This is a genomic window from Sphingomonas sp. 179-I 2A4 NHS, from assembly GCF_045369135.1.
GTDB lineage: Bacteria > Pseudomonadota > Alphaproteobacteria > Sphingomonadales > Sphingomonadaceae > Sphingomonas.
This window is the reverse complement of the sequence record NZ_JBIQFL010000012.1, coordinates 35,465-54,170: the sequence shown is the minus strand read 5'-3', so window position 1 is coordinate 54,170 and position 18,706 is coordinate 35,465. Positions and strand designations below refer to the sequence as shown.

The following is an 18,706-nucleotide window of genomic DNA, read 5'->3' as shown; positions in this document are numbered from 1 at the left end:
CGTCGCGGGGCGATGCCGTGTCGTTCAGCGAGGCGGTCGCGGATGTCGCATGAGGCGCTTCCTGGCGCTCGACAGGTGATCGATCGAGCGTTGCAGGAAGAAGGCGTGCGCGCTGTCGGATTCGAGTGAGCCCAACCGGTTTTCGAGCGTCTTGATGCGGTGGTCGATCGCGTCGATCGTCAGCATGATGTCGTCGAACGAGAGCGCGACGACGGTCTGCGGATAGGGATAGGGCAGCGCCGGCGCGACGAAGGCGAGGAAATGGGGCTGCACGGGCAAATGGTGCAGGAGGGCGGTCGCGACCGCGCGGCGGATCTGGGAGGCGCCGTGGACGAGTTCTGCTAGCAGCACGTCCATCGCCATCGGGCGGACGATGCGCAGTGCGCCGGGGTCTAGGGTGACGGCGATCGGATCGGTCGAGGCGAGACCGATGACGCCCTCCGACAGGATGGCGAGAACGTCGCCTTCCTCGATGCAGGGACCGTCATCGAGACAGGCGTCATGCGCGGCTTCGCTGGTGTCGAAATAATGGACGCGGTACATGCGCTGGTCCTTTCTCGCTGGGATCAGGAATATTGCGGGCGACGCGCGGGAAACCGCGCGGGCGGGAGGCCGGAGAAGCTGAAGGCGCGGAAGCGTCCGCCGGTGTAGGCGGCCGAATCCACCGGCGGGCGATGCCGCTGCAGGCGGTCGAGCAGGCGATTGGCGCGGCGCATCGCCGCGACCGCGGCCTTGTCATGGTAATGGAGGGCGATCACGCGGACGAAGGTGCCGGTATCGTACCGTAGGGTAGGCAGGGTGGCGTCTACGAGAGAACACCCCACTGCCCCCCTCCGAACCGGACGTGCAACTTTCACTGCATCCGGCTCTCCGCTCCGGGCACTGTAGAACGAAAGTCCGGCAGCTTCCCTGCATGAAGGAGTTGATGACAGGGCGCGCAAAGCGGCCTCGTCTTCCGGGCCCGTTCGGCGTGAAGCCTCCGGAACACCGGCCCATCCCTCATGCGACGCACGGGGTTGCTGTGGTGAAGATGGAACGGTCCATCGGTGCCGCCACATGCGGAGCATGCTTGGGCGAGCACTCGGTCAGTCAGGTTGGTCCTGCTTAACCGAAGAGCTTCCGTGCGAGGCGTGTTGTCGACCGACGGCCAGAACACCGGCCTACGATCGAGTTCCGCCAGTCGCCAAACCGCGATCCTCCTCTCATCCCTCCCAACGCCGATACGCACTACGTACCTGCCCGGGCCAACCCTGAGGCGCCGGAGCGAAGCCATTAGGCTTGTCCGATGCTTGTGCGCGAGCGTCTTGAACAGACTACCGCGCCAGAGAAACTCGAGCTTGTTGAGTGCGCCTTTCACATCCACGGCCAAGGCATAGTAATTTGCAAAGCCGCGAAGTTCGGCGTTGTAGACCTTGACGATCTCCGCATCATCCATGTGAAGCAGGCCCGGACGGTGCACAGCCCGTCCCAAGTCGAACTGACCATAGCCGTGCCTCTGGCTGAACGATTGCACCTTGTCGCGCGGGACCAGCAACTGAATTTGATCCGTCACCGTCCGCTTGACTGCGACGATGCCCGTCCGTGCCCGTTGTTTGACGAGCCGGTCGGACGCCGTGCGAGTGCGCACGTCGTAGCCAAGGAACCTTGCTCCCTTCCGAGCCTCGCGGATCCCGCTTTTCAACGGGGACGTTCGGAGCTCAAGCTCGCTCGCGAGGAAGCCCTCGATGGCGGCCTTGATCTCTTCGGCCTCGGCCCGGCTGCCGATAACCCCCAGAAGGAAGTCGTCGGCGTACCGGACGTAGCGAAGGCGTCGAAAGTCTGGATCGAACGGGTCCGTCGCGGGTAGCTTGCGCATCGCCGCGAGCGTCTCCTTTATTCGGTCCAGCCATGGTTGGATTTCATCAACCTGCCCTTTGTCACGCAGCGCAGCCACGCGCTTCCGGGCGTACTCGGAACGGCGCTGAAGGTGCCTGTATTCCGCCGATTTGCGACGTTGGGCACCCTTGTCGAAGCCAGCGACGAGCCCTTCCACATAATGGTCAAGCTCGTGCAGGTAGACGTTCGCGAGCAGAGGCGAGACGATGCCTCCTTGCGGCGTGCCACTATAGGTTTCGTGGAAACGCTGCTGCTCCAGATACCCTGCCTTCAGCATCGCACTGATGAGAGCGGTAAACCGCCTATCATCAATGCGACGTTCAAGCAGGCTCAACAATTTCTCGTGAGAGATGTTGTCGAAGTATCCTTCGACATCGACTTCGATCAGCCACTTCACGCCCTTCCATGTCTTGCGGACATGGTCGAGCGCCGTGTGACACGACCGCCCCCGTCGAAAGCCGTGTGACCGATCAGAGAAGATCGGTTCATAGACTTCGTTCAGGATCATCCTGACCACTTCCTGCACCAGTCGGTCGGTTGCAGTCGGGATGCCGAGCGGTCTTGTTTTACCGTTGGTCTTGGGGATGTGGACGCGCCTGACCGGCTGCGGGCGATACGTGCCCGCCGAGAGTTGCGCGATCACCGCATCGATCCGGCTTTCGTCGAGATCGGTTACGGCCTCACGGTCGATGCCGGGGGTCTCTGCCCCACGGTTCTGTTGGATGCGGCCCAAAGCTTCCACCCACAAGGAGCGGGATAGCAGCAGTCGGAACACACCGTTCACACGTTTGCCGGTCAAGGCAATCGTTCCAAGTGATTCCAGCCTTTTCAAGGCGGCACAGGGTTGCATCAGCAGACCTCCGCCCTGGTTCGATGCTGGATCGAAGCTGCCGCACTTCCCCCGCTCGGTTGCGCTTTCGCTCGGGTCACCCCGAACTTATACGGCCGACCGTCCCTCACCGAGGCAAGGGCTGTCCCGGCAATTACGCCGGGTGTTCGGGTAATATTGCGGCTCCGCCGCCATACAGGTCGATAACTCGACCAGCTACAGGCGGTCCCGTAGTTACGCGTGAAAGGAGATAAGCTAACGGTCTTAGGTGGCCTTTTCATCTCTAGTCCTCCGAAGGAGGTCACGCCGACAAGGTTGGCCGGTCAAGTCGATGGTACGGACTTGGCCGCTTCTCGGGTCCGAGCTGGTAGAGTGGACCCGACGCGTCGGTGCGGGGTTTCAGTCGCTTTCCTCGCCGCCAAGGGTTTAGGCCGCGAGAGATTGGGCTTCACGCAGTGTAGCGTTCACCATAACCGTCTTGCCCTGACCCGTTGCTTCAATGCGACTATTCACTTTGGGCCTTTTCCGAGCATGCTATGGTCCCGTTCTCCTTTCGAAGTTTCAGCCCGAGGGCACCGGTAAGCTCGGTGGGCAGATGCCATTGCCAACAAGCATCACGTCATCAGACGCACTCCTTTCTCGCGCCACAACGGCGCACACCAGCCCCCCTCCTCGGGGCCACCCCACTCACGGTCGATTTCGTAGAAGGCGAGGATGCTGCGCATTGGGTTAACTCCGGTTGTCACCGGGTCGGATGATCCTCCCGGTTCACAACAGCCGGTCCGCCTTCCCCTTCCTCAGACGTCCGGTGCGTCGTCGGGACGCTGGTGGCGCAGCGCACGCGCGAGCGCCCGCTTGCGGGCGGTCGCCGCGGCGCGCGACGGATAGGCGCCCGAGAGGCGCGAGGGGTGCGAAAGGCTGTTGTCGAACACGACCCACCCCGTTGCGGTATGGGCGACGTGCATGCCGTCGCTGCGCGAGGGCGCGGTCATGACGGCCGCGCCCGCCTGACCGCGGCCTCGGCCGTGAGTTGGCCGGCAAGGGCGTTGCGATCCGAGGCGATCCGGCTGTCGGGCGCAGCCACGACTTCGGCCGCGCGGGTCAGCAGAGCCGCGAGGTCGGTGTCCGACATCGGCGCCGGTTTGGTCGCGGATCGCGCGGGTTCTTCCCCAGCCTTGTCGAGCATGAGCACGAGGATCGAGGGCTTGATGTCCTCGTCGAGCGGGCGACTGTCGGCGACGAACCTGCCGCCACGCGTGATCGCGAACGCGTTGAAGGTGGGTGATACCCCGTTATCGGCGTTGGGGATCGTGGTGCCGCGATCGTGGAACTGGATGTCGATGAAACGCGGCGGGCCACCATAAGTCTTTTCGAGAAAGCAGAAGGTCACGCGGCGACCCTCGCTGGTCTTCGCCGTGATCGTGAACGCGCCGTCAGGCACGTCGATGGGCTTGTGCGGCACGTCGTTGTAACCGGCGAAGCCCGCGGCGATCGCGTCGTCGCGCGTCATGACGGGGAGATCGGTGATATCGGCCATGTCGGGACTCCTTGATGATGGGGATCAGGCGGCGCGTTTGACCGTGATGAGGTCGGCGAAGCGGTCACGGACCGCGCAGGCATCGGGATAGAGGTTGGCGAGACCGTGCCGAGCGAGGATCGGCGCGCGCGAAGCGGCGACGACACCGGCCTCCTCGATGGTGGGGACGCGCGGTGGCCAGCCTCTGACGTAGCGAAGGTCGGGCGGCATCGCGCTTTCGAGCCGTCGCCGTTCGGCCGCATCGGCCTTGGCAACGGTAATCCGGTTCCTCAAATTACCTGGTATGTGGCGCGGTGCGACGTCGGCGAGCCAGCGCGCGGGCTGGAACGAGAAGGTCGAGGTCGCCTCGAGGTCGACCAGGTGAAGCAGCGCGGGACGATTTGCCGGTGCCGAAGCCGATGCCTGGGCGTCGCCGAGCGACTGGAGGACGCAGAAGCGGCACGACAGTCGCGACGACTGGTAACAGGTGTAGGCGACGTGCAGCGGGATGCCGAGCGTATCGTGCGCGGCGAAGACCTGTGGTGTCGTCCAGTGCGCGATCGGGTTCCACAGCATCATCGCGGTGCCGTGGGGATTGCCGGCAGCGGCGTAGCGCGCGTCTGCTTTCCATTCGGGTGTGCGTGACCGAGCGATGCTCTCGTCGCGGCGCAGTCCCAGCACGTTGATGATAGTCTGGCCGCGCAGCAGTCTGGCGAGGTGCGGCCCGATGACATGGGCCTTCATCTCTGAGGTGCAGAAGCGCAGCGCCGAGGATGACCAGGGACCGATCAGATTATAGGTTTCGAGTGCCTCGTAGCGCGCCTTGCCGTTGGCAAAGCGCGTGGCCCAGCGGTCGAACAGGTCGCCGGCGTTGCGCCGGACGATCGTCAGCGGGACGCCGGCGTGGGCCGCGAGATCCTCGACCGTCGCGGGCGTTTCGTCCCATTCGGCACGGCCGAGGTCGGCGTGAATGGCGATACGCCGCTCGCGCGGATGGCCGAGCGCATCGAGGATCAGGTTGACCGCGAACATCGCGGCCGAGCTGTCCTTGCCGCCCGAGAGGTTGAAGACGATCCATGCGCCGCGTTCGACCGCGTCGAGGATGGCGGGCGGCAGGGCGAGGGCCGGAAGGCCGGCGACCAGGCCGCGTCCGATGTCGATGAACATGGCCGTTCAGGCCGCGAGCGGCGCTGGCAGCGCCAGCCACTCGGGTTCGTCGTTGGCGATGACCGGATCGTGTGCGCGGGCCTCGGCTTTCGAGAACACGGTCGCGCTGGCGAGTGCCCCGAAGCCGTCGTCGTTGTTCCAGAAGACGGCGTGGCCGTTCTGGTCGCGCGAGGCGAGCACGAAACCGAAGCGACCCTCGTGACCATGGGTGTCGGGATCGGCTGCGGCGCTGCGCGCGGCGCGATCGAGGATGTCCTGGGTGCTGTGGAACGTCAGCCCCGCGTCGGTAATGATGACGCAGCCGCCTCCGAACTCGCCGGGGCGCAGCCGGTCGCAGTCGGAGATCCATGCGAACCCGCAGGGGAGCGCGGACTTGCAAGCGCGGAAGATGAGCTGGGCGACCTGTTCGACGCCGAATTGATCGCCGCTGAAGAATACGCGCGCGTTCCCGTCTTCGCCTTTCCAGTCGATGTCGATCGCGCAGTCGAGATAAGGGAAATGCCAATCGTCGAATATCTCGAGGAAGCTTTCGAACTTCATCGGCCCCTTCGCCGGGAACACGGCGTGGAACGCGGGATCGAGCGCGTCATATTCGTGGGCGAGGTCGGCATCGTCGCCGTTGGTGTCGAGGATATCGACTGCCTGTTCGGCAATGGTCAGCAACGCCGCGTCGGCGTGGCTCATGGTCAGCGTGAACGCGGCCTTGGTGTAGGTGTTCGCCATGGGAATGCTCCGAAATGATGGGAAATCGCTCTGTGCGGTCGCGCTCAGGCGTCCGCGGCCTCGGCGAGACGCGCGTTGGCGGCCGCGGCCTCGGCGGGGTAAGCCTGCGTGAGATTGCCGTGCAGGACCGCGAAATCCGGGATCGGGAAAAGACCGTTCGGCCCGGGCCGGGTAATCAGCAGCGCGCTGATGACGGCATCGGCCGGATCGGCATGGACGATGGTGGGCGTCTCGCCGTTATACTCGACCGGCGCGGTGAAGCCCGCCTCGCGCCAGGTGGCGAGTCCCTCCTCGACGCGTGTCGCATAGTCGGCGACGGCCTCGTCGAGCTCGTTCTCGATATGGAGGACGAGTTCGACATAGCGACCGAAATCGTGTCGGTTGGACAGGCCGGCGAGGCGGCATCCCGGGGGCGGCGGGCCGTAGCGTGCGATCAGCGCGGACTTGTAGACCGCGATTTCGAGGCGGTTGAGGCTGTCGAAGTTGGGCGACTGGCCGAGTTGCGCGCAATCCTCCTCGGCGGGACCGGCACCGAGATCGATGAAATAAGGCATGGGGCTCTCCGTCGATCGTCATTGATCGACGCGCCCCATCCCCCTCCCCTTTCTTGTCGGGTACTCAGTCGCCGAAGAAGCGGCGCTTGATGGCGATCTGCGCCTCGCCATCGGACTGGCCGAGGGTCATCAGCCGGTCGGTCTCGAGCGTGATCGCGAGATCGGCGGGAAGATCGGCCCAGCGTGAGGCGATGGTGACCGCGGCGGCCGCTGTGGTCAGCTCGCCGGGGTGCGCGCCATGCCATGCGACGGTTTCGTCCTCACCCGTGAGATGCGGGTGCGGGCGCAGCACCTGGACGAAGAAGGTGCCAAGCGGGCGGTCCCACCCGATGCTGACGCTGGTGCCGGGTTCGATACCGGGAAACTGGTGGCGGCTCATGGCGATCCTTTCAGGGTCAGTGCAGCGAGATCCACTCGGCGTGCCAGGGGCGCGGGTGCGGGTAGAAGCGAAGAACGCCTGGAACATCGGTTTCGCCGCTGGCGAGGCGTTCTTCCAGCCAGAGGATGTAGAGCGCGGCGTCGGCGAGATCGCCGGCGAGCAGATCGTCGAGCATCGCGGCCTCGCGCGCGGTCTGTTCGTCGAGCGCGGACCAGTCCAGCGCATCGAGGAAACGGTCGCGTCGATCGGTGTAGCGCGCGATGCGGGCAGCGTCGGCCTGGACGCTGGCGATGGCGAGATGGATATCCACGGGCGGTGCTCCTTCCGGCATGTCGGTGACATGCCGCCCGCTCCCGCTCCCCTTCCCTCGCGCCGCTGGCGCGGGGATCATGCCGCGAGGATTTCGCGGATCGCGTCGCTCCGGCGCGGATAGGCAAGCCGGGGCAGATCGCGCGCGGTGCGCCGGGCGTCGCGCGTCAGCTCGAAGCAATAGGTGAACAGCGGGCTTTGCCGGTGCGGGCGGAGCAGATTGTCGGCACGGAGCCGCGCGAGCCAGTCGGCGGGGTGTTCGTGCGCCTCCGGCCTCGGCGCACCGAGCCGCACCAGCTGGTCGATCGCCCCGGCATGGCCGGATTCGAGGTTGCGGATCTTCGACAGCGTTCTCTCCGAGATCATCTCGCCGGCGATGCGCAGCACCGTCCGCGGCCTCGTGCGGCCGCGATAGGCGCCCGACAGCGCGGCATAGACGACGCCGCAATGGCCGAAGGCGGGATCGGAGAAGCTGACGACAGCGTCGATCCGGGGCTTGGCGAGGCGCAGGAGGCGGAAGGCGCGCGACGTGAAGAAGCTTTCGCCGTTCGCGGCGACCGAGGGCAGGCAGATGAGCCGTTGCAGTACGCAGCCCCGAGCGGGATCGGCATAGCCGGTGTGCCGGGTGATGACCGCGCCGGTCGCCGGCACGCCGAACACGATGAGACCGACCAACGCGGATCTGCCCGGGTCGCCCGGACCGAACAGCCCGCAGGCGAGCTGGGCGGCGGGATAGCGCGGGAGGTAATGATGGTCGGCGAGGAATGCGCGGGCAGTATCATGGGCGACGACATCGACGGCGTAGCGGCGCGGGTCGATCACGCTGTCGCCGGCAACGAACAAGCTGCGCCGGTCGCGCCAGCGCTGGGAGCGGTCGGTGAGCATGGTTACCTCCGTCAGGCCGCGTCGGCGTAGATCTCGGCCGCCCAGGTCTCGATCCATCCGGTGGTGATCTCATCGTGATCGAGGTCGCCGCTCTCGATCAGGGCGCGGATCTCGGCGCGAGCCTGCGCGATCGCGCGTTCCCAGGGGTCGGCGGTTGGTGGCGGTGGAGTAGACGCCGCGGCCTCGGGCAGGTGTCGCGGTGTTTCGAGCGTTCGCGCGCATTGCGTGCGATACCAGCGTTCCATGAAGTCGGCGCCGAGCGCGTCGGTCTTGGCGATGCGATGCCTGAGCGCGTGCTGTCGCACGCCTACGCCCCATCCCTGGCTGTCTATCGAGGCGATCCAGCGTGCGAACGGCGTGAGGTACGGCAGGGCATCGCCTTTCACCCCGAAGAGGTGCGCCTTGACGCCGATCGGCAGGATGCGGGTCAGCCGCTCGACGACGGCGATCAGCCCTTCGGGACCGTGGATCGGTCGCCGGCACATGCTGCCGATGCCGACGACGGTGCCGGGCAGGATCAGACCGCCGATCGCGTCGAGTGAACGGACGTAGTCGTCGGGCACGCGGCCCTGCAGCACGGGCATCAGCCGGTCGCGGATGGCCAAGTCGTCGGCGCGGGCAAAGCATTCTCGGTTGGTGGCGGTGGTGCGCGCGATGCGGTCGAGCACTTCCTCGCGGTCGTGGGCAACGCCCTCTTCGCAGCAGTAATCGACCGACGAGATGCGTCGGAACGGCCATGACGCGGCGAGCGCCATGTAATCGGCGATGCTCCAGGGAAGCCCGCCATAGCGGACCATCATGGTGTAACCGGCGGAATCGAGGTCGACGCTGGCGAGCGGTCGCGCGTTGGCGAGCGTTCCGGTGCGCCATCCCGACCACTCGCGCCAGCCATCGGCCTTGCGCCAGCGCGACAGACAATTGGCCGAGATCAGCACCGGTGCTTGCAGCGCGACCGCGCGCTGAAGGATAGGCCCGTTTGCGAGATGCGGCAGGCCGAGGATGATCTCGATCGTCATCGTCTAGCGGCCAGCTAGCTGATAGCTGTCGGCCATTCCGACAATACGCATCACAGATCCTCGCGCAGCATGAGCGTGAGAACACGGCGCGTGATGCTGGCGTCGGCGGGGTCTTCCGATCCCCATTCCAGCGCCACGTCATAATAATCGATACGGAAGTGTATCGTCTCGCCTGACAGCTCGAACTGGCCGCGATCGCGCTCGGGACAGTCGGCGGGGAAAGTGTAGCGGCGCAGCGCCTGCAGGACATGCGCCTGGGCGACGGCTTCCGAGGCGAGCGAGCCGTTCGACAGCGCGCCGAGGCACGCGCGGGTCATAACGATCTTCGCGGTGCGGTCGAACCCCTGGCGGCAACGGTCGTTGAGCCTGGCCACGGCTTCGAGGCGCGTTTCGGTGGCGGTCAAAATCATGTGACGATCCTCCGTTGGGTCGATAGCGATGGTGGCGGGGACTTCAGGCGGCGAGCGCGTCGCTTTGTCCCCGGCCTCGTTCGGGAAAGGCCGCATGGAAGCGGTCGAGCCAGTCGCCCATCGTCGGGCGCTCGCCGAGCGGGATGACCGCCGCGACGTCCTGGAACCGTATGAGGTCGAGTGGCGCATCGCGGATGATGCGGTCGATCTCGTCGGCCGGCAGGAGGTGTTCGTCGCGGATGAAGGCGGTCATCGATCCGGGGCGCGCGCGGGTCGATCTGCGCCACAGGCCCTCGACCGTGTGCAGCCGCGGGGCTGCGCGTGCCTCGACCAGCACGATGAGCCGCAGGCACCATTGCGGGAGGCCGCGGATTTCGTCCGGATGATTGGCGATGCACAGCCAGCACGCCGATTTGGGGGGCACCGGCAGACCCTCGGCCTGGATGCGGGCGACGCAGTCGGGCCGGTCCCATCGCCATTCGCGCAAGGGATATTGGCAGTCGTACAGCGGATCGTCGATCGACAGCGCATGGTTGGCGCGCGCGGTGTCGCGCGGACCGGCGTCATAGCCGATCAGGCGGACGACGCGCTGCCCGCGCGCCCATGCGTCGACCGCTGGTTGCCAGGTCGACAGGAATTTGTCCTGCGGCGCCTTCTTGTATTTGAGGCTGCAACTCGACCCGCCGAGCGACTTGCTCGGCAGCGTGGCGTTGGTCAGGCACATCTCGAGGATGCCGTAATAGGGCGGCCAGTGCTTGAATCGCCTCGGGACATAGCTGACCAGCTCGAACCGGATGCCGCGATCGCGCATCCAGGGCCGGATCACGTCGAGATATTCGTAAGTGGCCGGTTTCTCGACCGAGGTATCGGCGGTGAGCACCAGGTCGGGCGCTTCGCCGCGCGCGTGCTTTTCGATCAGCAGCGCGGTGCTGTCGACGCCGATGCCGTAGGCCAGCACCACTGGTGGTGGCGGCGGCAGGGGCGCGACCGGAACTGCCGCGCCGGTCATGGTGCATCCTCCGGTTCGAGATAGGTGTCGTAGGGCGCACCGGCAGACTCGACCCAGCTACCTTCCTCGTCGAGGTTCTCGATCCGTGCGAGCAGCGCCTCCTTCAGCTGGCGCGCGTCGACGTCGTGGCCCTTGTCGTCGTTCGAGACGAGGCTGAAGGCGATCGTATAGGCGTGGTTGTAGCGTGCCATGTCACGCGCCCTCCGCTGCGGCCTCGGGCGCGGCAGGCACCGCGCGGGCCGTTATCGTCACGTCGAGCCTGTCGCGATCGATGACGACGGTGACCGTCCGGTCCTCGGGGACGAGGAAATAATGCCCCGCCAGCTTGTCGCGAATGCGGTTCTCAAGCGCGGCATCGTCGCCTTCGAGCAGGCCGATGATTCGTTCGGCGGCATCGGCCTGGAAGCGCTCGAGCTGCGTATCGTAGCTGTCGGCATCGCTGTCGTCGCTGGCATAGAAGATCGCGCTTTCGAGGATGTCGGCGACGCCGAGCGCGGTGATTTCGCTGCCCCGGCGGACGAAGACGGACGTCTCGTCGACCGAGTTGCACGACCATTGGTCGGGTGCGAAGGCGACATCCGCGTCGGTCGATACCTCGATGAATGCGCCGGCGTGGCTCATCGTCGCCTCGAGCGTGATAGCCTCGACCCAACCGTTTTCCGCCTCGGCGGGCGCTTCGCGGCTGTCGGAGACGATGAAGGTGCGGTCGCCCTGGGTGACGCGGAACCGCATATCCTCGACACGGGCGAGGATATCGTACCAGCCATAGCCCTTGAACGCGTCCTGGGCCTCGACCAGCGGACCACCGAACGGATTATGCTTCGCGATCGCCGCCTGCGCGGGTTGGCCGATCAGCGCATCGAAGTCGGGCATCAGCACCATGCCGGTGTCGGTCACGCGTGCGCCGCTCTCGTAGTTGCGCGAGCTGTCGGCCGCATAGGCGGTCCATGCGAACAGATAGGGCTCGGCTTCGGGTAGTGCGATACCGAGCGAGCGCGCCTCGCGCCAGTCATGCGCCGACAGCCGGTGCGTCCCCGCGGCCTCGATCGCGCGGTAGATCGCGAGCCGGACCGCATCGCGCAGGGCGGCGATGCCGGTGTTCTCGACCACTTCCTTGCGCGCCGGGAGGACGAGCTGGATTTGCGGCGCGTCGAAGATGTCGACCCGCGCGATCCAGTGGCCGCCCCGGTCGACTTCCTGAACATACGGCAGGTCGCACGGGATGGTCAGCCCGTGGAAGTTGAGGCGTCCGTCGCGCGAGGAATAATGCGAGGGGTGTTTCTGGAACACGCCGATGCGCACGCCGTACCATTCCTCGACATGGACCGCGTCCTTCAGCCAGTCCTCCTGCGGAAGGACCGCGCCGTTCCAGGTCACGGGAACCGGATAATGTTTGGCGGCGCGGGCCACGTCGCGCTCGAGCGTCTTCAGCCACTCGTCGGGCACGCGCACGGTGATCGCGGTGCCGCGCATGATCGGATCGGGTTCGATCGCGATCGGGCGGCTCGTCTCCCACGCCGAGGCCGGGATATGCGCCATCCAGCCCTGGCGGTCGGGTTTCGAGAAGGAGCGGATGATGACGTCGCGGCCTGCGAGGCTGAACACGCCCATGCCGGCGGGATCTTCGGCGCGGCGCGTCTCGTCGGACCAGCCCGAGCGGCCGAGCGTGACGATGCTCACCGGATCGGCGATGCCGTGGCCGTCATCGGTGATGTGCAGGAAGTGCTCGGCGCCGGCGCCGTTCAGCGCGAGCGCGACGCCGGTCGCACCGGCGCGGCGCGCGTTCTGGAGGAGTTCGCAGATGACGTCGAACGCGGTATTGTTGAACAGGCGCGTGACCTTGGCGATCGTCTCGGGGGCGACCGCGGTCGCGATGGTGGCGGGAATCATGGGAGTGCGCTCCTGGAAAAGGGCTCAGGCGTCCGTCACGCCTTCCCTCCCCGCTCCCTCTCTCCTTCATCGGCGCATCGGGCCGAGCCCTGGTCAGCCTGCCTTGCCGTCGCGGAACGCGCCGACCACGGTGCCCGCGTCCCAGTGACCGCTGAGGATACCGCGACGCGGGACCGAGTTGATCGCATAGCGCCGCGCCGCGAGGAGGCGGGCACGCCGGGTGTCGCGGTCGATCGGCGCGCCGGTTGCGATATCGCGGGCGAGGCGAAGCGGCGTCATGGCTTTTCCTCATCGATTGTGCCGGGGATGGCAACATGGTCGGTGACGCCCGTTCCCGAAGGATCGAGCGCGATAATTTCGGCGAGCGTCCAGGGGGTTGCGCGGCGCGGGCGACGCGAGAAGCGAAGCCCGTGCTTTTCGGCATATTTGTGGACCGCTGGATATTTGCGGTCGATCGCTGCCGCAAAATCAGGCAGCGCGACGCCGAAGTCATGCGCGATGCGTAGCGCCCGGATTTCCTCGTCGGTCCATTTCCGGTGATAGCCGTGGATCAGGCCCAGGATGTTCGCGCGCGTGAACAGCGAGGCCTTGGTGCGGCCCATTTTCGTCGCCAGGGCGTCCATCGGCATCGTGCCGTAAAGGTCGCGCAGCATGGCCAGATCGTTGTCGCTCCACACCGGGCCGCCCCGGAACCCGTCACGGTTAGCATGGGTGCCGCGCAGCCCGAGATAGTCAGCGCGCCAGCGGATCGAGCACGTCGTGCGACCTAGCCGGGTCGTGAGCGGGGTCAGGCTTGCCCCGTTGGCATAGGCGCGGGTGAGCAACGTGTCCTCGTCGGGCGTCCAGTTGCGTCCCCAGCCCCGGCCATAGCCGAGCTTGCGCAGGTGCGGCCCGAAGCCAGCCTTGGTTCGACGGGGAAAGCCCTCTGTGGCGAGTATGTCGATGATCGCGAGATAGCGAAGCCCCTCGCTGGCGAGCGTCAGCGCCCGCGTCGCCTCGGCCTCGGTCCAGTCAGCCGGCTTGTTCGGGTGGCGCAGGCCGAGTGTGTTGGCGCGGGTCGCCGTGCCCGACAGCGGGCGACCGATCAGCGTGGCGATCTGTGCGATCGGGATCGCTCGCGAGTAGCCGGCGCGCAGCTGGGCATCCTCCCATTCGGTCCATCTTGGAGGATTTCCTTCGGTCAGCCCGAGCACGCCCGCGCGGGCATAGACGCTGGTGCAGGCGCGGCCGAGATCTCCAGCGAGATCGGCCGTGGGGCGAAGGCCATATTCGCGCGTGAGCCATGCGTCTTCGTCGGGCGACCATGGACGCGACGAATTGCGGCGCAGGCCCAGTTTGGCGATCTTGTCGCGCACGCCGGCACGGCCGCGGCCGATCGCGGCGACGATGTCGTCGATCGCGGCGTCATCGCGGAACATGCGTTCGACTGTGGCGATCTCGTCGGGAGTCCAGGCATCGTGCCGGAACGGCATCTCGCGCAGGCGCCCGCACGGCTCGGGCAGCTTCGGACACGCGACCAGCTCGACGATATCGGGCGCGAGGTCGGTCACAGCGACACCACGGCGACGTCGCTCAGCCGCGCGCGCAGCCGTGCATGCAGGCGGGCGATGCGGTCGTCGCCCTTGGGCATGGTGTCGACCGCGGCGATCGCCGACAGGAGGTTGAGCGCGCGGTCGGTGCGCTCGGCGTCGAGCGACAGGTGCCGTGCGAGGTCGCGCGCGGTGCTGGCGTTGGGGGAGATGCGCTTCAGCGCGTCCATGATCGCGGCCGCGTCGGTCGCAGCGGGATCGAGCAGGAACGCGTCGAGCGCGCGCGTGCCCTTGAGGGCGATGGCGGGGCCGTGGTCCGCGACCTCGGCCAGGCCCGCGAGATCGAGCAGCTTCGCCGCCTCGTCGGCATCGACGGACGCGGCGGCACGCAGTTCCGGGGTCTTGCCGAGATGTTCGGTGATGGTGGGATCGATATGCGCCAGCACCGGGGTTGCCGACAGCGCCGGACCCATCGCGAAGAAATCGCCGGGGGCGAGGTTGCGCAGCAGGTCGGCGTCACGCGCGGGAAAGCCGAGCAGGTCGGCCGCGCGCGCGATGTCGCGGTCGAAGACGTTGAGCCCGACCAGCACGTTCTGCAGCTCGGACACGACCGAGGTGGAGAGCTTCGCGAGGCGCTGGGTGGCGATGACGGGGGCGAGACCGCGCTTGCGGCCGCGCGCGCACAGGTCGGTCAGGGTGGCGACGCCGAGCCGGCGGGCATCGGCATCGAGCGCGGAACCGGCGACATGCGGTGCGAGCAGATGGCCCTCGTCGATGCACACCAGCATGGTATGCGCCCAGTCCTCGCGCGGTGCGCCGACCAGGCCGGCAAAGAACGCGGCTGCCTTGATGATCCGCTGGTCGGGATCGAGGTCGGTGAGGTCGATGTGCATCGACAGCCGATGTCGCCGGCTGCGCGTCGCCGCGGCCGTCAGCCCGTCGGCGGTGAGTTCGACCGCGCGGATCGTGGTCGCGCCGATATGGCGGGCGAGGTTCTCGAATTCCCCCTCGGGGTCGACGATCGCAAGCGTCGTATAGTCGAACGCCTCCTCGATGATCCGGCGCAAGGTCCTGCTCTTGCCCGCCCCGGAGCTGCCCTGGATGAGCAGGCGTCCGGCAAGCAGGCGATCGAGGTCGAGGCTGAGCGTGCCGGTCGAATGATGGCCGAGCGGTACGCGATTGTCCGCGGCCTCGGGCGCGCGAATCGGGGTGACACAGGTCATGGCGTGGTCCTCCGGGTCAGGCGGCGTCGGCATCAGGGGGCGCCGGATCGTTGGCTGGGATGGCGGGAGCGTCGGGATCGGGAGCGGGCGCACCATCGAGCGTCCGCCATTCGAGCATGTCGTCGCTTTCGCGCTCGCAGTCCTGGCAGGTGGTGGAATCGTAGGTGCTGAGCAGCACCCAGGCCTGTTCGGGCTCATCCCAGGCCGCGACGGCGTCCTTGGTGACGTTGTCGCTGCCGCAGTCGTCGCACACCGGCTTGACCCGGGAGGCGGCAGGCGAGCACAAGCGATCCCCGGTGCAGATCGACCAGTCACCGTAGAATTTGCCGTCGTAGGGCAAGCAGTCGCCGGCGAGCTGAATGGCGTGTTCGCCGTAGCCGTCGTGGAAATGAATTTCCGTATCCGGGAAGAACTTTTCCAGGATCGCCTCCGCGCCGCGGATCTTCACCTCGCTGCCGTAGGTGGTATGGACATAGTCGAGCGGGCCGATCGCGGGGCCTTCGCAGCCCCAGCTTTCGACGTCCTCGTCGGGCGTGGCGCGGCCGTGGAACAGATAGAGATAGACACTCATGGCGTGTCCTTTCAGCTGGTTGGGAGGAGATGCGCGAGCGCGCTCGCGTCGACCTGCTTGGAGATCGGAGCGGTGCTCTCGACGCGGACCGCGCCGAGACTCTGGAACGTCTCCGGCATCTGGCGGCGTTCGTAGCGATCCTTGTCGACGAGACCGTGGATCGGCTCGCCTTCGTGGCGCGCGAAGCCGAGCGCATCGACGCTGACGACACGGCGGAAGACGCAGCCGACCTTGCCCTCGGGCACCCAGTCCGCCCAGGAACCTGAGGCCGAGACGCTTTCATACTGGCCGATGACCGCCTGATAGGCGGCGCGGCGGCGAACGACATGGCTGTCGTGGATCGACACCTCCTCGCCGGTCAGCGCGGTCCAGCGATCGGGATGCCAGCAGCGGACCGAGCGGCGCGCATTCTCGACCTGCAGGGCGATGCCGGGAATGGGCAGGCGGCGAAACTCGCTGCCAAAGCCGTACAGCACCAGCGCATAATCGACGTCTTCCTCATAGAAGGGATCGTCGCGGCGCAGCGCGTCGGGCATCGCGGCCTGGCGTTCGTCCGACAGGACATAGCCGCCATGACTGGGCGTCCACACGCGCCAGATACCGGGGAGCACCTGGTCGGCGCGATCGGGCGCGTCCCAGGGGGTCGTGTCGGGCTGGGGGCTGGGCTGGAACGGGGTCATCTGTCGTCTCCCTCAATGGAATCGACAGATCCCCTCCCTCTCTCCTTCATCCGGTCGCCCGGATTGCCGGCGGCGGGCAGGACCGATCATGGTGCAGCCGTGGGGGGCAGCGCGGAACGCGGCACGCGCAAATTGTTATCTATCCCGACAATTCACGACAGGAGATCAATCATGGGCGAAGCGACTGACAAGCTGAAGGCGGCGGGTAACAAGCTGGCCGGCAACGTCAAGGAAGGCATCGGCAAGGCGACCGACAATGCGAGCCTCGAAGCCGAGGGCAAGGCCCAGAAGCTGAAGGGGTCCGCTCAGGACGTGAAGGGTTCGGTCAAGGGCACGCTCGGCGACGACATCTGACGCTCGACCTTCGATGACCCGATCGGGCCGCTTCGGGAAACCGGGGCGGCCTTTTCCTTGCGCGGCGGGAATGCGGGATTTCGAGCGCCACCTTTGAAGATCGGCTTGAGACTGCGGGGGCGATCGGCGAGCCGCGCCGCGACCACGGTCATCCAGATCGCATCGCACCCCGTCGACGGCCTCGCGCCCCGTGCCTGATTGCAGCGCAGATGCTTCAGCAGGCCGTTCGACAGTAATCGTCGTCCACCCGCGCTGCGCAGCGTGACATGGTCGAATGTCGGGTAATCGGGATGATAGCGGACGAGGTGCCGGGGACTCGGCAGGGGCATTCCGCATCCGGCGCATAGCGACGACTGCGCCCAGCGCAGGATCCGCCGCTGGTTTCTGGCCTGGGTGGTCGATGCCATGACGCGAGGATGATGGCCCTCGATTAAATTCCTGTGAACGACGTCATCCGATGTGCAGCTGGTCGAGCACGGCGGCCTCGAGCCTGTCACCTTCGAGATCCTCGGCATGGATCGTCACGACGGGGGCGATCTCGCGCAGCTTTTCGACCTGACGCAGTTTCAACCCGAGCGTGTCGGCGTCATCGCCGGTGACGACTTCGAGTGCCGCCTCGATCACCTCGCCGGTGGTGAAGTCGCGCAGGTCGAGAAGAAGGTCTGGACGCATCTCCCCGATCAACGTCGCGATATCGAACAGGAGCCGTTTGAAGCCGACGCCGATGCCGCGCCGGCGAAGCCGGTACTGGAGATCGAGCAGGCCGACGATCGTCTTGCGCTCGGCGAGATTGTGGATCGCGACAAAGTTGGCGGGGCGCGCGATCGGCTGCGCATAGGCGCGCAGGCAGGCATAGCCCTCACGCGGGTTGTGCTCGCCGACGACGGCCAGGACCAGATAGGGTGGCCCGATGTGGCGCTGGTGGACGCCGATGTGGCGGATGCGGTTCTTGACGATCAACTCGCGCCCTTCGGCAAGCGTGATGGTCGAGCCGGAGACGTCGATCGCATAGAGCAGGAGGAAGGCCTGCGGGGCGTGCTCGGTCGGCCATTTCTTCGCCGCTTCGCGCAGTTTCGCGAATACGATGCCGCGTTCGTAGGGGTCGATATGGGTGTAGAGATGGCGCGCGAGCGGGATGCCCGGTGCGATCTGGACCCGCTCGGCCGCGGCGCGCATCGCCGCGAACTCGCTCGCCATCGATGTCGTGCGCGGCTCGCCGACCTCGAGTGGTTCGACGACGTTGACCTGCGCCATTTCCATCAACTGCCACAGCAGGCGCGCGAGGCGCGGGATCGCGACGCCGCGGGTGCGATCGTCGGGTTCGCTGTCATCAGGGAGCTGCGCCAGCTTCTCGGGGGCGAGCCGGTGCGCCGAGAACAGCCCGTCGGGCTCGTGGATCGTGCGCGGGGTGGTGGTCGCCTTCTCGCGGATGCGGGGCGGCGCCTGCTCCCGGAAGAACGGGCAGTCGACGTCATGTTCGGGGCGACGCTGGCGGATGCTGGTGAGCCGGCGCAGGTAATAGGTTTCGGCTTCGGAGAGATAGGCCGGCGAGAGTAGCGGCGGGTCCGTCCCCTCCCCCAGGCAGTCGCAGGCTATCCACTGGTGATGATCGCGTGCCTTGACCACCATGATGACCGAGGCGCGGTGATCGCTGTCCTCGCCTTCGCCTGTGTACCAGCGCACCAGCGCCTCGCGCACCACGTCGGGTACGGGCGAGCGCAGGGTAAGACCCCGGGTATCGCGTGGGACGAGCCACATGGTGGTGAAGCTACTCCATAATGCTTGCC

The 18,706-nt window shown here is 66.6% G+C and carries 24 protein-coding genes; 1 reads left to right on the top strand and 23 read right to left on the bottom strand.

The features are described from left to right. Positions 1-24: 24 nt before the first annotated feature. The 21 genes from ACH0CP_RS16215 to ACH0CP_RS16115 all read right to left on the bottom strand — a co-directional run bounded on the left by ACH0CP_RS16215 (position 25) and on the right by ACH0CP_RS16115 (position 16,565). On the bottom strand, positions 25-543 hold the full coding sequence (locus ACH0CP_RS16215; protein WP_024310585.1) for a hypothetical protein: 519 nt from the start codon (positions 541-543) through the stop codon (positions 25-27). A gap of 23 nt (positions 544-566) precedes the next feature. Continuing rightward, positions 567-824, bottom strand: a complete 258-nt coding sequence (locus ACH0CP_RS16210; RefSeq protein ID WP_156444631.1) for a hypothetical protein — start codon at positions 822-824, stop codon at positions 567-569. A gap of 29 nt (positions 825-853) precedes the next feature. Continuing rightward, entirely contained in the window at positions 854-2,674 is a 1,821-nt protein-coding gene (locus tag ACH0CP_RS16205) for a reverse transcriptase domain-containing protein (protein ID WP_231729953.1), read from the bottom strand. Positions 2,675-3,501: 827 nt separating this feature from the next. Continuing rightward, positions 3,502-3,696, bottom strand: coding sequence for a hypothetical protein (locus tag ACH0CP_RS16200; protein ID WP_024310583.1), 195 nt, complete (start codon positions 3,694-3,696; stop codon positions 3,502-3,504). Beyond that, positions 3,693-4,241: a hypothetical protein gene (locus ACH0CP_RS16195; RefSeq protein WP_037447332.1), complete on the bottom strand. Its 549-nt coding sequence runs from the start codon at positions 4,239-4,241 to the stop codon at positions 3,693-3,695. The genes ACH0CP_RS16200 and ACH0CP_RS16195 overlap by 4 nt, the downstream gene beginning before the upstream one ends. 24 nt (positions 4,242-4,265) lie before the next feature. Continuing rightward, positions 4,266-5,387: a phosphoadenosine phosphosulfate reductase family protein gene (locus ACH0CP_RS16190; protein ID WP_037447334.1), complete on the bottom strand. Its 1,122-nt coding sequence runs from the start codon at positions 5,385-5,387 to the stop codon at positions 4,266-4,268. A gap of 6 nt (positions 5,388-5,393) precedes the next feature. Further along, complete coding sequence (locus ACH0CP_RS16185) at positions 5,394-6,110, bottom strand: hypothetical protein (protein ID WP_037447337.1); 717 nt, start codon at positions 6,108-6,110, stop codon at positions 5,394-5,396. Positions 6,111-6,154: 44 nt separating this feature from the next. Continuing rightward, positions 6,155-6,664 (bottom strand): hypothetical protein, encoded by a 510-nt coding sequence (locus ACH0CP_RS16180; protein WP_010409093.1) that lies wholly within the window; start codon positions 6,662-6,664, stop codon positions 6,155-6,157. A 64-nt stretch (positions 6,665-6,728) separates the two neighbouring features. Continuing rightward, a complete protein-coding gene (locus ACH0CP_RS16175; protein ID WP_010409090.1) occupies positions 6,729-7,043 on the bottom strand; it encodes a hypothetical protein in 315 nt (104 codons plus the stop codon). A gap of 16 nt (positions 7,044-7,059) precedes the next feature. Further along, on the bottom strand, positions 7,060-7,353 hold the full coding sequence (locus ACH0CP_RS16170; RefSeq protein WP_024310661.1) for a hypothetical protein: 294 nt from the start codon (positions 7,351-7,353) through the stop codon (positions 7,060-7,062). Between the two features lie 77 nt (positions 7,354-7,430). Further along, entirely contained in the window at positions 7,431-8,237 is an 807-nt protein-coding gene (locus tag ACH0CP_RS16165) for a hypothetical protein (RefSeq protein WP_037447341.1), read from the bottom strand. Between the two features lie 11 nt (positions 8,238-8,248). Continuing rightward, positions 8,249-9,253, bottom strand: coding sequence for a hypothetical protein (locus ACH0CP_RS16160; protein WP_024310660.1), 1,005 nt, complete (start codon positions 9,251-9,253; stop codon positions 8,249-8,251). Between the two features lie 50 nt (positions 9,254-9,303). After that, positions 9,304-9,663, bottom strand: coding sequence for a DUF3768 domain-containing protein (locus ACH0CP_RS16155; protein WP_024310659.1), 360 nt, complete (start codon positions 9,661-9,663; stop codon positions 9,304-9,306). 43 nt (positions 9,664-9,706) lie between these two features. Then, positions 9,707-10,672 carry a hypothetical protein gene (locus ACH0CP_RS16150; protein WP_051749606.1) on the bottom strand — a complete coding sequence of 322 codons (966 nt, stop codon included), beginning with the start codon at positions 10,670-10,672 and terminating at the stop codon, positions 9,707-9,709. After that, complete coding sequence (locus ACH0CP_RS16145; protein WP_024310657.1) at positions 10,669-10,863, bottom strand: hypothetical protein; 195 nt, start codon at positions 10,861-10,863, stop codon at positions 10,669-10,671. Before ACH0CP_RS16145 ends, ACH0CP_RS16150 begins: the two co-directional genes overlap by 4 nt. Before the next feature lies 1 nt (position 10,864). Further along, positions 10,865-12,562 (bottom strand): ATP-binding protein, encoded by a 1,698-nt coding sequence (locus ACH0CP_RS16140; RefSeq protein ID WP_037447345.1) that lies wholly within the window; start codon positions 12,560-12,562, stop codon positions 10,865-10,867. 93 nt (positions 12,563-12,655) lie between these two features. Continuing rightward, entirely contained in the window at positions 12,656-12,841 is a 186-nt protein-coding gene (locus tag ACH0CP_RS16135; RefSeq protein ID WP_024310655.1) for a hypothetical protein, read from the bottom strand. Then, positions 12,838-14,112: a hypothetical protein gene (locus ACH0CP_RS16130; RefSeq protein ID WP_051749607.1), complete on the bottom strand. Its 1,275-nt coding sequence runs from the start codon at positions 14,110-14,112 to the stop codon at positions 12,838-12,840. Before ACH0CP_RS16130 ends, ACH0CP_RS16135 begins: the two co-directional genes overlap by 4 nt. Further along, positions 14,109-15,314, bottom strand: a complete 1,206-nt coding sequence (locus ACH0CP_RS16125; RefSeq protein WP_010408937.1) for a helicase HerA domain-containing protein — start codon at positions 15,312-15,314, stop codon at positions 14,109-14,111. Before ACH0CP_RS16125 ends, ACH0CP_RS16130 begins: the two co-directional genes overlap by 4 nt. Before the next feature lie 16 nt (positions 15,315-15,330). Next, positions 15,331-15,885, bottom strand: coding sequence for a hypothetical protein (locus tag ACH0CP_RS16120; protein WP_010408935.1), 555 nt, complete (start codon positions 15,883-15,885; stop codon positions 15,331-15,333). An 11-nt stretch (positions 15,886-15,896) separates the two neighbouring features. After that, positions 15,897-16,565 carry a DUF7007 domain-containing protein gene (locus ACH0CP_RS16115; protein ID WP_010408933.1) on the bottom strand — a complete coding sequence of 223 codons (669 nt, stop codon included), beginning with the start codon at positions 16,563-16,565 and terminating at the stop codon, positions 15,897-15,899. A gap of 171 nt (positions 16,566-16,736) precedes the next feature. Between ACH0CP_RS16115 and ACH0CP_RS16110 the strand changes: the two genes are divergently transcribed. After that, a complete protein-coding gene (locus ACH0CP_RS16110; RefSeq protein WP_010408931.1) occupies positions 16,737-16,919 on the top strand; it encodes a CsbD family protein in 183 nt (60 codons plus the stop codon). Here the strand turns inward: ACH0CP_RS16110 and ACH0CP_RS16105 are convergent. Continuing rightward, on the bottom strand, positions 16,871-17,326 hold the full coding sequence (locus ACH0CP_RS16105) for a hypothetical protein (RefSeq protein ID WP_126059502.1): 456 nt from the start codon (positions 17,324-17,326) through the stop codon (positions 16,871-16,873). The two genes, ACH0CP_RS16110 and ACH0CP_RS16105, sit on opposite strands and share 49 nt — an antisense overlap. A gap of 43 nt (positions 17,327-17,369) precedes the next feature. Then, positions 17,370-18,677 carry a hypothetical protein gene (locus tag ACH0CP_RS16100; RefSeq protein ID WP_037447350.1) on the bottom strand — a complete coding sequence of 436 codons (1,308 nt, stop codon included), beginning with the start codon at positions 18,675-18,677 and terminating at the stop codon, positions 17,370-17,372. Positions 18,678-18,706: the final 29 nt, after the last annotated feature.

Excerpts from the sequence above, each read along its gene's own strand:
- ACH0CP_RS16110 (WP_010408931.1), top strand. The coding sequence starts at position 16,737 with ATGGGCGAAGCGACTGACAAGCTGAAGGCGGCGGGTAACAAGCTGGCC.
- ACH0CP_RS16105 (WP_126059502.1), bottom strand. The coding sequence starts at position 17,326 with ATGGCATCGACCACCCAGGCCAGAAACCAGCGGCGGATCCTGCGCTGG.
- ACH0CP_RS16120 (WP_010408935.1), bottom strand. The coding sequence starts at position 15,885 with ATGAGTGTCTATCTCTATCTGTTCCACGGCCGCGCCACGCCCGACGAG.
- ACH0CP_RS16145 (WP_024310657.1), bottom strand. The coding sequence starts at position 10,863 with ATGGCACGCTACAACCACGCCTATACGATCGCCTTCAGCCTCGTCTCG.
- ACH0CP_RS16165 (WP_037447341.1), bottom strand. The coding sequence starts at position 8,237 with ATGCTCACCGACCGCTCCCAGCGCTGGCGCGACCGGCGCAGCTTGTTC.
- ACH0CP_RS16180 (WP_010409093.1), bottom strand. The coding sequence starts at position 6,664 with ATGCCTTATTTCATCGATCTCGGTGCCGGTCCCGCCGAGGAGGATTGC.
- ACH0CP_RS16140 (WP_037447345.1), bottom strand. The coding sequence starts at position 12,562 with ATGATTCCCGCCACCATCGCGACCGCGGTCGCCCCCGAGACGATCGCC.
- ACH0CP_RS16215 (WP_024310585.1), bottom strand. The coding sequence starts at position 543 with ATGTACCGCGTCCATTATTTCGACACCAGCGAAGCCGCGCATGACGCC.
- ACH0CP_RS16195 (WP_037447332.1), bottom strand. The coding sequence starts at position 4,241 with ATGGCCGATATCACCGATCTCCCCGTCATGACGCGCGACGACGCGATC.
- ACH0CP_RS16115 (WP_010408933.1), bottom strand. The coding sequence starts at position 16,565 with ATGACCCCGTTCCAGCCCAGCCCCCAGCCCGACACGACCCCCTGGGAC.
- ACH0CP_RS16160 (WP_024310660.1), bottom strand. The coding sequence starts at position 9,253 with ATGACGATCGAGATCATCCTCGGCCTGCCGCATCTCGCAAACGGGCCT.
- ACH0CP_RS16175 (WP_010409090.1), bottom strand. The coding sequence starts at position 7,043 with ATGAGCCGCCACCAGTTTCCCGGTATCGAACCCGGCACCAGCGTCAGC.
- ACH0CP_RS16150 (WP_051749606.1), bottom strand. The coding sequence starts at position 10,672 with ATGACCGGCGCGGCAGTTCCGGTCGCGCCCCTGCCGCCGCCACCACCA.
- ACH0CP_RS16135 (WP_024310655.1), bottom strand. The coding sequence starts at position 12,841 with ATGACGCCGCTTCGCCTCGCCCGCGATATCGCAACCGGCGCGCCGATC.
- ACH0CP_RS16155 (WP_024310659.1), bottom strand. The coding sequence starts at position 9,663 with ATGATTTTGACCGCCACCGAAACGCGCCTCGAAGCCGTGGCCAGGCTC.
- ACH0CP_RS16200 (WP_024310583.1), bottom strand. The coding sequence starts at position 3,696 with ATGACCGCGCCCTCGCGCAGCGACGGCATGCACGTCGCCCATACCGCA.
- ACH0CP_RS16185 (WP_037447337.1), bottom strand. The coding sequence starts at position 6,110 with ATGGCGAACACCTACACCAAGGCCGCGTTCACGCTGACCATGAGCCAC.
- ACH0CP_RS16100 (WP_037447350.1), bottom strand. The coding sequence starts at position 18,677 with ATGTGGCTCGTCCCACGCGATACCCGGGGTCTTACCCTGCGCTCGCCC.
- ACH0CP_RS16125 (WP_010408937.1), bottom strand. The coding sequence starts at position 15,314 with ATGACCTGTGTCACCCCGATTCGCGCGCCCGAGGCCGCGGACAATCGC.
- ACH0CP_RS16190 (WP_037447334.1), bottom strand. The coding sequence starts at position 5,387 with ATGTTCATCGACATCGGACGCGGCCTGGTCGCCGGCCTTCCGGCCCTC.